General features: G+C 26.5%; 12 protein-coding genes. 10 read left to right on the forward strand and 2 right to left on the reverse strand.

Features of this window, described 5'->3' with window-relative positions; translation table 11 throughout:
* The first annotated feature begins 192 nt into the window (after positions 1-192).
* The 4 genes from U0T59_00405 (at position 193) to dapE (ending at position 7,023) form a co-directional block, all read left to right on the forward strand.
* Positions 193-1,413, forward strand: a complete 1,221-nt coding sequence (locus U0T59_00405; GenBank protein XBC43564.1) for a beta-ketoacyl synthase N-terminal-like domain-containing protein — start codon at positions 193-195, stop codon at positions 1,411-1,413.
* A 1,261-nt stretch (positions 1,414-2,674) separates the two neighbouring features.
* Positions 2,675-3,625 (forward strand): transaldolase, encoded by a 951-nt coding sequence (gene tal / locus U0T59_00410; protein XBC43394.1) that lies wholly within the window; start codon positions 2,675-2,677, stop codon positions 3,623-3,625.
* A 101-nt stretch (positions 3,626-3,726) separates the two neighbouring features.
* A complete protein-coding gene (tkt, locus tag U0T59_00415) occupies positions 3,727-5,730 on the forward strand; it encodes a transketolase (GenBank protein ID XBC43395.1) in 2,004 nt (667 codons plus the stop codon).
* Positions 5,731-5,889: 159 nt separating this feature from the next.
* Positions 5,890-7,023 carry a succinyl-diaminopimelate desuccinylase gene (gene dapE / locus U0T59_00420; protein XBC43396.1) on the forward strand — a complete coding sequence of 378 codons (1,134 nt, stop codon included), beginning with the start codon at positions 5,890-5,892 and terminating at the stop codon, positions 7,021-7,023.
* 242 nt (positions 7,024-7,265) lie between these two features.
* On the opposite strand, the gene dapA is transcribed toward dapE, so the two are convergent.
* Both dapA and aroC read right to left on the reverse strand, forming a co-directional pair.
* Positions 7,266-8,177 (reverse strand): 4-hydroxy-tetrahydrodipicolinate synthase, encoded by a 912-nt coding sequence (gene dapA / locus U0T59_00425; protein XBC43397.1) that lies wholly within the window; start codon positions 8,175-8,177, stop codon positions 7,266-7,268.
* Between the two features lie 645 nt (positions 8,178-8,822).
* The gene (aroC, locus tag U0T59_00430) at positions 8,823-9,887 is read right to left on the reverse strand and encodes a chorismate synthase (protein XBC43398.1); all 1,065 of its coding nucleotides are present in this window, start codon (positions 9,885-9,887) and stop codon (positions 8,823-8,825) included.
* Positions 9,888-10,307: 420 nt separating this feature from the next.
* Here aroC and smrB point away from each other — a divergent pair, with 420 nt between their 5' ends.
* The 6 genes from smrB to hisH all read left to right on the forward strand — a co-directional run bounded on the left by smrB (position 10,308) and on the right by hisH (position 16,300).
* Positions 10,308-10,841, forward strand: a complete 534-nt coding sequence (gene smrB, locus U0T59_00435; GenBank protein ID XBC43399.1) for an endonuclease SmrB — start codon at positions 10,308-10,310, stop codon at positions 10,839-10,841.
* Positions 10,842-11,334: 493 nt separating this feature from the next.
* Positions 11,335-12,234, forward strand: coding sequence for an ATP phosphoribosyltransferase (hisG, locus tag U0T59_00440; protein ID XBC43400.1), 900 nt, complete (start codon positions 11,335-11,337; stop codon positions 12,232-12,234).
* A 5-nt stretch (positions 12,235-12,239) separates the two neighbouring features.
* Positions 12,240-13,547, forward strand: a complete 1,308-nt coding sequence (hisD, locus tag U0T59_00445; protein XBC43401.1) for a histidinol dehydrogenase — start codon at positions 12,240-12,242, stop codon at positions 13,545-13,547.
* 2 nt (positions 13,548-13,549) lie between these two features.
* Positions 13,550-14,641 (forward strand): histidinol-phosphate transaminase, encoded by a 1,092-nt coding sequence (hisC, locus tag U0T59_00450; GenBank protein XBC43402.1) that lies wholly within the window; start codon positions 13,550-13,552, stop codon positions 14,639-14,641.
* 1 nt (position 14,642) lies between these two features.
* The gene (gene hisB / locus U0T59_00455; GenBank protein ID XBC43403.1) at positions 14,643-15,710 is read left to right on the forward strand and encodes a bifunctional histidinol-phosphatase/imidazoleglycerol-phosphate dehydratase HisB; all 1,068 of its coding nucleotides are present in this window, start codon (positions 14,643-14,645) and stop codon (positions 15,708-15,710) included.
* Positions 15,710-16,300: an imidazole glycerol phosphate synthase subunit HisH gene (gene hisH, locus U0T59_00460; GenBank protein ID XBC43404.1), complete on the forward strand. Its 591-nt coding sequence runs from the start codon at positions 15,710-15,712 to the stop codon at positions 16,298-16,300. The genes hisB and hisH overlap by 1 nt, the downstream gene beginning before the upstream one ends.
* The last annotated feature ends 1 nt before the right edge of the window (position 16,301 follow it).

Below are 16,301 nucleotides of genomic sequence, written 5' to 3' on the forward strand. Positions count from 1 at the left end.
TTTAATTTTCTTATTAGATAAACAATAGATTAACAGCAATAGTATTTATTCATAGTTTATATTATTTGCATGTAAGTATAATATTTTAAGAAAGATATATAATGCTTTATAAATATATTATTTAATTTCTATGTTTTCGTATCAAAACTATTATATGCTTATTTGTTTTGAATTTATAGAGAGGTAATGTTAGTGAAAAGGGTAGTAATTACTGGATTAGGGATTATTTCTAGTATTGGAAACAATAAACAAGAAGTATTAAATTCGTTATTGTATACTAAATCAGGTATTTCTTTTTCAGAAGAAATGAAACAGTTTGGAATGAGAAGTCATGTATGTGGTAACGTTAAGTTAGATATGTCACAATGTATCGGTCGTAAGACTATGAGATTTATGAATAATGCATCTATTTATTCGTACTTATCTATGGAAGAAGCTATTAAAGATGCTAATTTAACTACTGAAGTGTATCAAAATAATTCTAGAGTAGGAGTAATTGTTGGTTCTAGTTCTGGATCACCAAAATGTCAGGTAAACGGTGTAAATGCTATAAAAAAAAGAGGATTAAAATCTGTTAGTCCTTATGTAGTAATACAATCTATGACTTCTAATATATCTGCTTGTTTAGGTACTGCATTTAAAATATATGGGATTAATTATTCTATTAGTTCAGCATGTTCTAGTTCGGCGCATTGTATAGGAAATGCAATAGAACTAATACAATTAGGTAAACAAGATATTATATTTGCTGGTGGAGGTGAAGAAATTAGTCAAGAATTAGCTTGTACATTTGATGCAATGGGAGCATTGTCAACTAATTATAATTCGGATCCTACTGCATCGTCTAGAGTATTTGATTTCTATCGTGATGGGTTTGTTATTTCAGGAGGAGCAGGAATAGTAGTTATAGAAGAATTAAATTATGCATTATCTAGATCAGCTCGTATATACGCTGAAATTATTGGATATGGTACATCCTCTGATGGTTTTAATATGGTTATTCCGTCTGGAGATGGAGCTATTAGGTGTATGAATTTAGCTACTAAAACAATAGATAAAAGTTCTATTGATTATTTAAACGCTCATGGTACATCTACTAAAATAGGTGATGTAGTGGAATTAAATGCTATTCGAAAAGTATTTAGTAGTACTAATATTCCAATTATTTCATCAACTAAATCTATTACTGGACATGCATTAGGTGCATCAGGAGTACAAGAAATAATTTATAGTTTATTAATGTTAGAATATAGTTTCCTTGTTCCTAGCATTAATATTATTCGATTAGATCCTGTAGCAAAAAATTGTAATATTTTAACTGTAATTTTAAAAAAACAAGTGTCTGTTATTATGTCAAATAGTTTCGGATTTGGAGGAACTAATGTTTCTTTAGTTATAAAAAAATTTTATTAATGTATATAAATTAATATTGTTGTAGTTCATAGTTTATATTGAACAATGGTTTAAACATATATATTTAATATTTCGATAGTACATTTGCATATAATATTTTTAGCATAACATATTTGTTACATGATAATTACTGGATGTGATATATATTTTGTAATAGTTTAAGATTGTTGTCTGATGTTTTTGAATTATTTATGAGTGTAAATTTTTAGAAAAATAAATTTTAGTGAGATTTAGATATTTCGTGAGTTTTATTTTTTTTATAGACTAATTTTGTATGATGAAAATAAATGTTTTATTAAAAATTAGTTAGTTAATTTATATAAATTAATTATTTATAAAATTTTTTATGAAAATATATTTTTATATTTCTAATACTTCCTAATTATTATTATTTTTAAGAAATGTGTAATTAATTGTTTACATTAAAAAAAGTTTTATGATGAAATTATAATATTTTTATAACATTGTATTTCATGTAGTTTTTAAATATATATAGACTGACATTAATTCAAATAATTGTTTTCTTAATTTTGAATGAGTATATTTTAATGAAGTTGTTATATTTCAAAAGTTATTTTGTAAATAATATAGTTTATGTATGCAAGTAAATAATTTAAATTTAAATTGTAAAAGAATAGTGTATAACACACTTTATTTTAAAATGAAATATTAACATTTTATTATATGTTAGCATAATGTAATGTTTGTAATCTATTGAAGAGTATTAGGATTTAAATATATAAATTTGTATAAACTAGTAATTCAAGGATTTTATAGGATTTATATTTGTTTGTAATAATTAATATTAACATTTATTTTATTTTAATTAGTTTTTTAATTTTCCCCATATGATTTTGTTATTATAAAATTGAAATAATAAGTAATTTTATAAACTATCTTTTTTAAAGCTTATGCAACGTACATTTTATGTGTAATAAACTTAATTTAGTTTTTTTTAGAATATTAATATGTGTTATTGCATAAATTATTATTTAACAAAAAAGTATTAGAAAATTAATAAAAATACAATAAAAGTAAATATATATATTGGATAACATTAAAACAAATTTAATGAAAAATTAAAAATAAAAATGTATTAATTTTAGTTTTTTAAAAATGTTATATTTTATATTTGATTTCTTATGTATAATATATATATAAATATTTATTTATAAAAAACAAGTAAGTATTGTTATTTGAATTTGTTTTATAGTGTTTTACATGTATCATATTTTTGAATTATTGAAAGGAATATAATCCATTGAATCAATTAGAATCATTAAAGCAGCATAGTAAAATTGTAGTAGATAGTGGAGATATGAAATTGATAAAAAAATATCTTCCTGAAGATACTACTACTAATCCTTCTCTTATTTTAAAAGTAATTACCTTGCCTGAATATGAATATATTATTGTTCATTCTATTAATTATGCTAAGAAAAAAGGAGGTACGTATCAATATCAGTTACTTAATGCTGTTGACAAAGTATCAGTGATGTTAGGTCAAGAAATTTTAGGAGTGATTTCTGGAAAAGTATCTATTGAAATTGATGCGCGATTATCATTTAATACTGATTTGTGTATTGAGCAATCAAAAAAGATAATTTCTATGTATGAAGAAGAAGGAATTGATAGATCTAGAATATTGATTAAATTAGCAGCTACCTGGGAATGTATTAAAGCTGCAGAAGAATTAAACAATCTTAATATTAATTGCAATTTAACATTACTATTTTCTTTTGCGCAAGCAAGAGCTTGTGCTGAAGCAAAAGTTTTTTTGATTTCTCCATTTGTTGGTCGAATTTATGATTGGTATCAATCTAAATCATTGATACAAGAGTATTCAGGTCATAAAGATCCTGGAGTTATTTCAGTTCGAAAAATATATAATTATTATAAAAGTTATGGATATAGAACGATTATTATGGGAGCAAGTTTTAGAAATGTTCAGCAAATTTTAGCATTGTCTGGATGTGACTATTTAACAATTTCTCCTGTTTTATTACGACATTTGCAATTACAAAGTGGTAATGTTGTAAGACAACTAAATGTTCCAAATATTATAAATAAATCTATTAGTTTTCTATCTAAGAGCGATTTTTTATGGATGCATAATCAAGATGCTATGGCTGTAGAAAAGTTATCTGAAGGAATACGCCAATTCGGAAGAGATCAAATAGAATTAGAAAGAATAATTAAAAATAAGATGTAAATAGTATTTTATACTTTTAGTTTTTTTTTATTTACAAAATTTATTTCGAGAAATTTTATAGGAATTTTATTGGTTTTAATTGTGTGCGAAGGAATAATTTTATGTGTTCGAGAAAAAAATTAGCTGATGCTATTAGAGTATTAAGCATGGATGCAGTACAAAAGGCACGATCTGGACATCCAGGTATGCCGATGGGAATGGCCGATATTGCTGAAGTATTGTGGAGAGATTTTTTAAAACATAATCCATGTAATCCATTGTGGAGTAATCGAGATCGTTTTATTCTTTCTAATGGACATGGTTCTATGCTTTTATATAGCTTATTACATCTTACAGGATATGATTTATCATTAGAAGAACTAAAATCTTTTAGACAACTAAACTCAAAAACTCCCGGTCATCCTGAAATAGGGCATACTCCTGGAGTAGAAATTACTACAGGCCCCCTAGGACAAGGTTTAGCTACTGCGGTGGGAATGGCAATTGCTGAACGTACATTAGGCGTAGTTTTTAATCGACCTGATTATAATATAGTAGATCATTATACTTGGGTGTTTGTTGGTGATGGTTGTTTAATGGAAGGAATTTCGCATGAAGCATGTTCCTTAGCTGGTACTCTGAAGTTAGGGAAATTAATTGTATTTTATGATGATAATGGTATATCTATTGATGGGAACGTAAGTAATTGGTTTACAGATAATACAGGAAAACGATTTGAATCTTATCATTGGCATGTAATATATGATGTTGATGGACATAATTCTAATTCTATTTCTGATGCTATACAAAAAGCTATATTAATAAAAGATCGACCTTCTTTAATCATGTGTAAAACTATTATTGGTTTTGGATCACCTAACCGAGCAGGTACAAAAGATTCCCATGGATCGCCATTGGGTGAATTAGAAGTGGATTTAACTAGAAAAAATTTAAAATGGAATTTTCCTCCATTTTTTATACCACAGGAAATTTATGAGAGTTGGAATTTTGTAGTACAAGGAAAATTATTAGAAGATGAATGGAATAAAAAGTTCTTAAAATATAAAAAATTATATCCTAGTTTAGCAAATGAATATATTCGCCGTATAAATCACATTATTCCAAATTCATGGGAAGAAAATTGTAATCAATTTATTCATAAGTTATGTCATAACATTAATGATATAGCGACTAGAGTGGCTTCTCAAAATGCTTTAGAGTTTTTTAACAAGTTATTACCAGAGATGATTGGTGGATCGGCTGATTTAGCACCGAGTAATCTCAGTATGTGGTCTGGTTCTAAATCTATCTCGAATGATGTTTCTGGAAATTATATTCATTATGGAGTGCGTGAATTTGGAATGACGGCTATTGCAAATGGATTGTTTCATCATGGAGGCTTCATTCCTTATACTTCTACTTTTTTAGTGTTTTCTGATTATGCTCGTAATGCAATACGTATGGCTGCATTAATGAAAACACAACATATTTTTATTTATACTCATGATTCTATAGGATTAGGGGAAGATGGTCCTACACATCAACCTGTAGAACAATTATCTACTCTTCGTTTAATTCCTAATGTAAGTGTATGGAGACCTTGTGATCAGGTAGAAACTGCGATAGCGTGGAAGTTAGCCTTAGAACATAAGTCCGGTCCGACAGCTTTGGTGTTATCTCGTCAAAACTTATTGCATGTTTCTAGAAGTTTGATAGAAACAAACAATATTTCATGTGGAGGATATATTTTAAGAGATAATAATTTCGACGATAATATTGATGCGATTATTATTGCTACTGGATCAGAAGTTAGTATTGCTCTTTCTGTGTATGATAAATTAGTTAACAAAGGTTATCGTATTAGGGTAGTTTCTATGCCATCAACGAATGTTTTTGATCAACAAGATTATAGTTATAAAGAATTAGTGTTACCTAAGTCAGTTACTAAACGTATTTCTATTGAGGCAGGAGTATCTGATTATTGGTATAAATATGTAGGATTACGTGGAATAGCTATTGGAGTTAATTCTTTTGGATATTCAGCTTCTTCCGATGAATTATTTAAAAAGTTTGGATTTAGCATTAACAATATAGTAGAAAAAATAGTAAAACTATTAAGTTCATAAATTATTTATGGGGGTCTCAATAACCCCTATTTTTATATTATAACTAAATACTTTTAATATATTGTAATTATTTTGGAACGGGACTATATGTAATATATTATATAATATAGTAGGAAAATACTTAAAATAAAATTAAGATTTTGTATATAAGGAATATTTATGATTTGTCCTATAGTTAGTTTAGCTAAACAACTGATTTCAATTCCTTCTATTAGTCCCATGGATTTAGGTTGTCAAAAAATAATATCTTATCGATTAATTAATGCAGGATTTTCTGTCGAACACATGAATTACAATGGTACAGATAATATTTGGGCTTATAGAGGACAAGGTATTACGTTAGCTTTCTCTGGACATACAGACGTTGTTCCTAGTGGAAATAATAAAAATTGGAAATTTCCTCCTTTTGTTCCTACTATTTATAATGGATGTTTATTTGGTCGTGGTGCTGCTGATATGAAAGGAGCATTGGCAGCTATGATTGTTGCTGTCGAAACGTTTGTTCAACAATATCCTAATCATACTGGAAGATTAGCTTTTTTAATTACTTCCGATGAAGAATCGAAAGCAATATATGGTACTAAAAAAATAGTTGAGAACTTACTTTCTAGACGAGAAAAAATAGAATATTGCTTGATAGGAGAGCCATCTAGTGTTGCATTATTGGGAGATGTGATTAAAAATGGCCGACGTGGTTCTTTAACTGCATATTTACATATTTATGGAAAGCAAGGACATATTGCGTATCCTCATTTAGCAAATAACCCTATTCATAATGTTTTATCTTTTTTGAATAATTTAGTATCTATTAAATGGGATTCTGGAAATAATTTTTTTCCCCCGAGTAGTTTACAAATTTATGAAATTAAGTCTAGTTCTAATGGCGATAATGTAATACCAGAAAAATTATCACTAAAATTTAATTTGCGATTTGGTAATGCGATTACTATAAATGATTTTAAAAATAAAGTTGAAAAATTATTGTTTGAAGCTAATTTAAAATATAGTATACAATGGAAGTTGTCTGGGGAACCTTTTATTACTAAATCAGGATTATTAATAGATGCAACAACCAATGTAATTCAACATTTATGTAGCATTACTCCAAAATTATTAACTACTGGTGGTACATCGGATGGACGTTTTATTTCTAAAATGGGATCTCAAATATTAGAGTTAGGACTGATTAATGAAACTATACATCAATTAAATGAACATATCAAAATTTCAGATTTACAATTATTAAGTGATATATATATAAACATTATTAAAAGATTATTGTTAGGAATTTGACGATTTTTATATATTTAGTAAGAAACAAACCTTTTGATATGTAAAATAAACAGAGTATCAAATATTTTTAACACCCTGTTTTTAAAAATTAGTATCAATTTTAAAAGTTGAATCTATATTTTAATTATTTATAAATTTTATTCGACATTGTAAAATTAGTAGTGATATATTTTTTAAATATTAATATTAAAAATCTTTGTTTTCTTTCATAAATACTTTTAAACTTTAATGTTTATATAACTTTAGTTTTTTAAATTCATAAAAAATTTTTTATATGTACTAATATTAGAAAATTTTAAAGCTTCTTCAAGAATTAGGCTGGTTTTTTTTGAAATAGGAGTTAGCGGTAAACGCAAAGTATTTGTTTTAATTAAACCTATTTTTTTTGCTAGCCATTTCACTGGAATAGGATTTGGTTCTTTGAATAAACTATGATGTAGTAACATTAAATGGTTGTTTAGTAACCTAGCTGATGTAAAATCTTTTTTTAAAGCAAAATTATATATTTTAGTCATTTCTTTTGCTGCTATATTAGCAGTAACTGATATAACTCCGTGACCTCCTAGCTGTACAAAATCTAATGCTGTAGCATCATCGCCACTAATAAGTAGAAATTTTTTATTTACTAAATTTTTTATTTTTTGTACTCTGGATAAATCGCCCGTAGCTTCTTTTATTCCTATAATATTATGTAACTGAGATAATTTAATGACTGTTTCTGGAATTAAATCACATCCAGTTCGTATAGGAACATTATACAAAATTTGAGGTAAGTTCGTGTTGTTTGCAATAGCTTTAAAATGTTCGTAAAGTCCTTCCTGTGTAGGACGATTATAATAAGGAGTTACAGTTAAACATGCTGATACTCCTGATGATTCAAATTTTTTTGTTAATGAAATAGCTTCTGATGTTGCATTTGATCCTGTTCCAGCTATAATTGGAATGCGATGATTAGATATTTTTAATGTAAGCATTATTACTTCAATGTGCTCTTCTTGACTTAAAGTTGCTGATTCTCCAGTTGTTCCAACAGAAACAATTGCTGTTGTTCCATTTTCAACATGGTAATTAATGAGTTTTTTTAAACTAGTTTGACAAATATTACCGTTTTCATCCATTGGTGTTATAAGTGCAACAATACTTCCTTTAAACATTTTTTGTTTCTCTTATAAATAAATTCTTTATAGTATGTTTGATAGATTTTTAGTATCTTTCAAATGAAATAGTTTATGTGTTTTAATATTATAAAATTGCATTGTTTAAAAAAAATGCTAAAAAACATTATTTATTTTTTAGTTTTGTTAGCTATGGAGAAATTTTATTTAGTTTAATTAACATTTAGTTGTAATAACAATTATAGATATTATATTCTAATTTTTTATCATTCGAAGATGATCATCATGAATAATGTTTACTATTTATTTTTTTGTTTTATATTGTGTGAAAATTTATGGTTAAATATATAGTAGAATTAGCTATTTTTATACTTAAATTATTGATTTCATTATTATATAAAATCTTTTTAAATTTTTTGCACATATATAGGATGGTTTTTTATATATAAATTAATTGAATTTAATAAAATATTTTAATATATGATTTTAAACTTTGTTATTTAAAGTATATTTTCAAATTACATTTTTTAAAAATTAATTTAATTTTTTTAATAATATGTATTTTACATGCATGTTAAGTGATGTTTTCCAAGAGTACAATAGAATTTTTTAAAAGTTAATGCATATTACTATATTATTTTTTAATAGAGTTAGAATTTATATAATTATGTTAGTGTTAGTATACTATTTTTTCATGCATTGCGCGCGATATCTTAGTACATGATCCATAATTGTGATAGCCATCATAGACTCTGCTATTGGAACAGCTCTTAACCCAACGCAGGGATCATGTCTTCCTATAGTTATAATTGTGTTTTCTTTTCCGTTATGATCAATAGTTTGACCTTTTTTTCTTATACTGGAGGTTGGTTTGAGTGCTATTTTTGCAATGATTTTTTCTCCATTGCTAATTCCACCTAATATTCCACCCGAATGATTGCTCATAAATCCGCTTTTATTCATTTCATCTCGATGTTGGCTTCCTTTTTGATTAATTACTGAAAATCCATCTCCAATTTCTACTCCTTTAACGGCATTGATGCTCATTAGTCCATGTGCTAAATCGGCATCTAAGCGATCAAATACAGGTTCTCCTAATCCTACAGGAACGTTTTCAGCTATTATTACAATTTTAGCTCCGATAGAATCACCTTCTTTTTTAAGACTTCTTATCAGTTTATCTATTTCTTGAAATTTTGTTATGTCTGGACAAAAAAAGGGATTTTTTTCAACTTCTTCCCATGATTTAAGTTTACAAATGATATTACCTATTTGTTCTAGGTATCCATGAATTAAAATTCCATAATTCAAATGAAGATATTTTTTAGCTATAGCACCTGCAGCAACTCGCATAGTTGTTTCTCTAGCAGATGATCTTCCTCCCCCGCGAGGATCTCGAATTCCATATTTTTTTTGATAGGTATAATCTGCATGTCCTGGTCTAAATAAAGTTTGTATATTTTTGTAATCTCTTGGTCTTTGGTCTGTATTTTGTATTATTAATCCAATACTAGTTCCCGTTGTAATTCCTTTAAAAGTTCCGGATAATATCTTAATATGATCTAGTTCGCATCTCTGAGTAGTATATTTAGATTGTCCTGGTCTTCTTCTGTTTAGTTCTTTTTGTAAATCTGATTCTATAATTTCAATTCCTGGTGGCATTCCATCAATAATACATCCTAATGATAATCCATGAGATTCACCAAATGTTGTAACTCTAAATAGTTTTCCGATAGTATTTCCGGCCATTTTTTATCCTTTATTTTTTTTATAGTTAGTATAATTATTTCATTATATAATTGAGATATTAAGTGAACTATATTTATATGTACCATTTTATTTTAAATATTTATATATAATACATCAATTTTAAGAAAAATATTTATTTTGTAGAATTTAATAGTTGGTTAATGTATTAATAAACAATTTTATATGTTTTTGATATTTAAAATTATATATTTTATATGCTGAAAAATAGTATAAATTATTTTTTAGGTAATATAAAATATTATGAAAATTGGTATAATTATATATTGTATAATGAATAGTTCATTTTTTTAAAAAATACGAAATAGATGATATCAAAAAATTTTATTTGTTAATTTTTATTAAAATGTAATATTTAGAACTATTATAGAAACTGTCTATCATCAATGGTAATTGATCAAAATGGGTAAAAATAAGTCATTGTTTTCTGAAGATCTGTTTTTGTTTTATCAACAGTTTAACGGAATTCAAAAAATAAAACAGGATACTGTATTTCATTCAAAATGCTATAAATTTAAGAGGAATATAACATTTAAAAAACGTATTTTTGAACAAGATGCTCATTGTCACTATTTTTCTTGTGATAATTCAAACATGTTAGTTAATTTTGATCCAGTCTATTATATTCGAGATAGTAGTTATTCCGATGAATTAAGAAAATTAAAAATAGGGGTATATACTCCAGATATTGTTTTAGATTTACATGGTTTAACTCAGTATCAGGCTAAAAGAAAGTTAGGTGAATTGATATGTATCTGTTATAAAGAAAATTTCTTTTGCGCTAATATTATTCATGGACATGGAAAAAATGTTTTGAAACAGCAAATACCATTATGGTTGTCCAAACATCCTAATATAATAGCTTTTCATCAAGCACCTAAAATTTTTGGTCATCATGCTGCTATTCTTATTTTAGTCGATCTTAAAGTTAGTTAATATTAATTATTTATTTGTTTATTGTCATATTTTAAATATTACTTAAGTATAAAGTTGTTGGTATATTTAATGGTAAACAATGATACAAAAGAGTGATTTAGTTTAATTTTTAAAGTAAAAAATAAAATATATTTTTTTATTCTGACGCACTAAAATAGTGTTTTCAATTTATATTAGTGATGTTGATATTTATATTTTATAGTAAAATTTTATTGTGTAACAACGCGTAGTATTAAATTTTTTTATTTATAAGTCGATTAAATTACAAACAATTTAATTATTAATTTTAATTAAAATTAATATTTTCGTACTTCTAATGTTAAAAACATTATTATTTTAAAATAAAACTTTAATAATATATGTGTTATTTTATTATAATATTTATATTTTGCATTTAAGATAATTCGGAGAAATTATAAAAAATGAATTATAGAAATAAATTTATGTTTTAAAATATAATAATTATATTATAAATTTATAAGAAGGATTATATATGATTCATAATAATAGATTGCGAATGGTGATGCAAAAAACTGGAAGATTAAGCAATGATTCTAATGATTTACTTTCCCGTTGTGGTATTAAAATTAATTTTCATAAACAGAAATTAATTGCTTTTTCTGAAAATATGCCCATAGATGTCATGTGCGTACGTGATGACGATATTCCTGGACTAATTATGGATGGTGTTGTAGATATAGGAATTATTGGAGAAAATGTTTTAGAAGAGGAAGTTCTAAGTCGCAAACTACGATCAGATAATACAGATTACATAAAATTAAAACGTTTAGATTTTGGAATTTGTAGATTATCTTTAGCTGTACCAATTAATAAAGAATATATTGATATTTGTTGTTTGAATAATTCGAGAATAGCTACTTCTTATCCACATTTATTAAAGAAATATTTTGATAAAAATAATTTGGTGTTTAAATCATGTATGTTAAATGGATCAGTAGAAGTAGCGCCACGAGCAGGATTATCTGATGCTATTTGTGATTTAGTATCTACTGGAGCTACTCTAGAGGCTAATGGATTACGTGAGGTTCAAGTAATATTGCATTCTAAAGCTTGTTTAATTTGTAAAACTGGTAATATTTCTATTGAAAAACAGCGTGTTATTGATACGTTAATGACTAGAATTCAAGGTGTAATCAAAGCAAGAGAGTCAAAGTATATTATGTTGCATGCACCTATAAAGAAGTTAAAAGAAGTAATTAATTTATTACATGGTGCTGAACGTCCTACAATACTAAAATTAGCTGGAGATGATACTCGAGTGGCTATGCATATGGTTAGTAGCGAGACGGTATTTTGGGAGACCATGGAAAAATTAAAATTATTAGGAGCTAGTTCTATTTTAGTTCTTCCAATTGAAAAAATGATGGAATAGTTGGTATGAAAAGCTTTTTAAAGATTATTTATTGGAATAGTTGTAGTATTGAAAAAAGAAATCAAATATTATATCGACCTATTTCAAGTGATTCTACTATTATTAAAAATGAAGTAAATACAATTATTACTGATGTTAAAAATTTAGGAGATCAAGCATTATATAATTATACACGTATATTTGATCATATAAAGTTGAATACTATTCAAGTAAGTGCAAAAGATATTGAAGATTCTGAGTTGTATGTTACAGAAGAAATAAAAAATGCACTTAAAATAGCTATTAGCAATATTAAAAAATTTCATATTATGCAAAAAACACCAAAAATAAATTTAAACATAAATCAAGACATGTATTGTCAACAAATAGTGCGTCCAATTGAATCAGTAGGATTGTATATTCCGAGTGGTTCAGCTCCTCTTGTATCTACAGTATTAATGTTAGCCATTCCAGCTAATATTGCCGGATGTAAAAAAATAATTATGTGCTCCCCTCCTCCTATTGCTAACGAAGTATTATACGCTGGTAAATTATGTGGTATAAAAGAGGTATTTCAAGTTGGTGGTGCTCAAGCGATAGCTGCTTTGGGTTTCGGAACTAAAACAGTACCGCAAGTCGATAAAATTTTTGGTCCAGGAAATGCTTATGTAACAGAAGCTAAATTACAAATTAGTAATACTTTATATAACGTAGGCATTGATATGCCAGCTGGACCATCTGAGGTATTAATTATTGCAGATTCTAATGCTAATGCTAGTTTTATTGCTTCTGATTTGTTATCTCAGGCAGAACATGATAGTCGTTCTCAAGTATTATTAATAACTTATGACGTAAATTTAGCTAAAAAAGTATTAATAGAAATTCAAAAGCAAATAAAAACTTTATTAAGATATAGTATTATTGCTAAAGTGCTCAAACATAGTAAAGTCATTGTAGCAAAAGATTTATTAGAATGCTTTACGATATCTAATTTGTATGCTCCTGAACATTTAATGATTCAATGTTGTCATTCACATAATTTAGTAAAATACGTAGTAAATGCTGGTTCTATTTTTTTGGGAGGATGGTCTCCAGTAGCTGGAGGAGATTATGTTGTTGGTACTAATCATGTTTTACCTACTTATGGCAGTGCTAATGTATATTCTGGACTTAGTCTCGTTGATTTTCAAAAAAGAATGACGGTTCAAAAATTAAGTAAAATAGGATTGAAAAATATTTCCAATACTATTATATCTTTGTCGACATTAGAAAAATTAGATGCTCATAGGAATTCAGTTATGATTAGGTTATCTTCATTATCGGATATAGCATAATTATGAATATTGAAAAATTAGTTAGAAAAAATATATTAAAATTAATACCTTATCAATCTTCTCGAAAAATAGGTGGAAAGGGTAATATATGGTTAAATGCAAATGAATATCCTACTCCAAATTATTATCAACTAAATAATATGATTTTAAATCGTTACCCTGAATGTCAACCAGAAGAATTGTTATCATGCTACTCTTCATATGTTGGTATTAGCAAAAAAAATATATTAATAACACGTGGTTCTGATGAAGCCATTGAATTATTAATTAAAACTTTTTGTGAACCAAAACGTGATAAAATTGTTTTTTGTCCTCCAACTTATGATATGTATAATGTTAGTGCGAATATTATGAATATTGAGAGTTACCCAGTACCGTTATTAAATGGGAGTTGGCAATTAGATGTTGACAGTATTGTTGAAGGTTATAACAACGTTAAATTAATTTATATATGTAATCCAAATAATCCTACTGGTAATTTAATTAATATTAGGGATATTGTCACTTTATTAAAAGTCACTTTAGAGAAAGCATTGGTGATAGTGGATGAAGCATATATTGAATTCTCTCCAACAAACAGTTTAATACATTTAATAAATATATATCCTAATTTAGTTATAATGAGAACGTTATCTAAAGCTTTTTCTTTGGCTGGATTGCGATGTGGTTTTATATTAGCAAACGATAACATAGTAAATTTTTTGTTAAAAGTCATTAATCCTTATCCTATTTCTGTTCCTACTTCTAATATAGCTATTCAATGTTTAAGTAAAAAAAATATTAGTTTAATGAGAATCAGAGTTTTTCGTTTAAATTTAAATCGTTATTGGCTTGTAACTCAATTAAAACTCATGAGTCATTGTGTAGATCATATTTTTTATAGTGTAGCTAATTATATTTTAGTGCGTTTTTTTCATTCTAAACTAATATTTAATGAGTTATCGAAAGTAGGAATAATTGTTAGAGATCAAAGTGATAAATTAAATTTAAATAATTGTATAAGAATTTCCATAGGAACTAGCGAGGAATGTTCAGAGGTTATTCATACTATCCGAAAAATAAATAATTCATATATTACTTTATTAGGGAAATAACATGCATAAAAATGTTTTATTTATTGATCGTGATGGAACATTAATTACAGAACCAATTCAAGATCGTCAAGTAGATAATATAAATAAATTGACTTTTGAAAAACATGTTATTTCAACTTTAGTTGAACTAAAAAATTTTGGTTATACTTTTGTTATGATTACGAATCAAGATGGATTAGGTTCTAAAAAATTTCCTTTTTCTGATTTTTTTATACCTCATAAATTTATGATAAACGTTTTTCTATCTCAAGGCATAGTATTTGAAGATATTTTGATTTGTCCACATGAAGAAAAATATAATTGTCATTGTCGTAAACCTCAATTAGGAATGGTAGAAAAATGGTTATATGATGGTAAGTTGAATAAAAAAAATAGTTATGTTATTGGAGATCGTTATTCAGATATGAAATTAGCACAAAATATGGGATTGTCCGGGTTACATTACGGAAAAAATGGATGTACGTGGAATACTATTAAGATTCAATTGACAAAAAAAAATAGATATGCATATATTAAACGCCGTACAAAAGAAACGAACATTGAAATAGAAGTTTGGTTAGATAGAGAAGGAAATAATGTAATTGATACTCGGTTGCATTTTTTTAATCATATGTTAGATCAAATAGCTATTCATAGTAAAATTAAAATGAAAATTATTGCAGATGGTGATATTAGTGTTGATGATCATCATACGGTAGAAGATGTTGGAATTGCTTTGGGAGAAGTTTTAGATCAAGCATTAGGAAGTAAAGTAGGTTTAGATAGATTTGGTTTTGTTTTGCCTATGGATGAAAGTGTTGGGTATTGTTTACTGGATATTTCTGGTCGTCCTTTTTTGAAATTTGAATCGTCTTTTAAATTTCAATATTTGGGAGATATGAGTACAGAAATGGTACAGCATTTTTTTAGATCATTAGCTTTTTCTATGAAAGTTACTTTACATTTAAAAAGCATAGGTGAAAATGATCATCACAGTATTGAAAGTTTATTTAAGGCATTTGGAAGAACTTTGAGACAAGCTATTAATATTAGTGGAACAATTTTACCTAGTTCTAAAGGAATACTATAATGCGAATTGTTATTGTTAATACTGGTTGTTCTAATTTATCTTCTATAAGATATGCTATTTGTAGATTAGGATATAATCCCATTATCAGTTCTTCTAGAGATGAAATATTACATGCTAGTAAAATAGTATTACCTGGTGTAGGAACGGCGTATGCTGCTATGCATGCGTTAAAAAAATTTGAATTGTTGGATCTTATTAAAACATGTCAACAACCACTATTAGGGATTTGTTTAGGAATGCAGTTATTAGCTTCTTTTAGTCATGAATCAAGTGGAATTAATATGTTAAATATTGTAAATTCACCTGTTTGTCTTTTAGAGTCCAATTTATTACCACGTCCTCATAACGGGTGGAATAATGTAGAAATATGTAAACAAAATACGTTATTTCAAGGTATTGATAATAATTCTAAATTTTATTTTTTGCATAGTTATGTTCTTTATATCAATCAATATACTATAGCACAGACATTATATAATGTTGCTTTTAGTTCTGCCATACAAAAAAACAATTTTTTTGGAGTGCAATTTCATCCTGAAAAATCCGGGGATTTAGGTTTAAAAGTATTAAAAAATTTTTTGGAGATATAAT

This window comes from Buchnera aphidicola (Meitanaphis flavogallis) (genome assembly GCA_039830035.1).
Classification (GTDB): domain Bacteria; phylum Pseudomonadota; class Gammaproteobacteria; order Enterobacterales; family Enterobacteriaceae; genus Buchnera_B; species Buchnera_B aphidicola_AZ.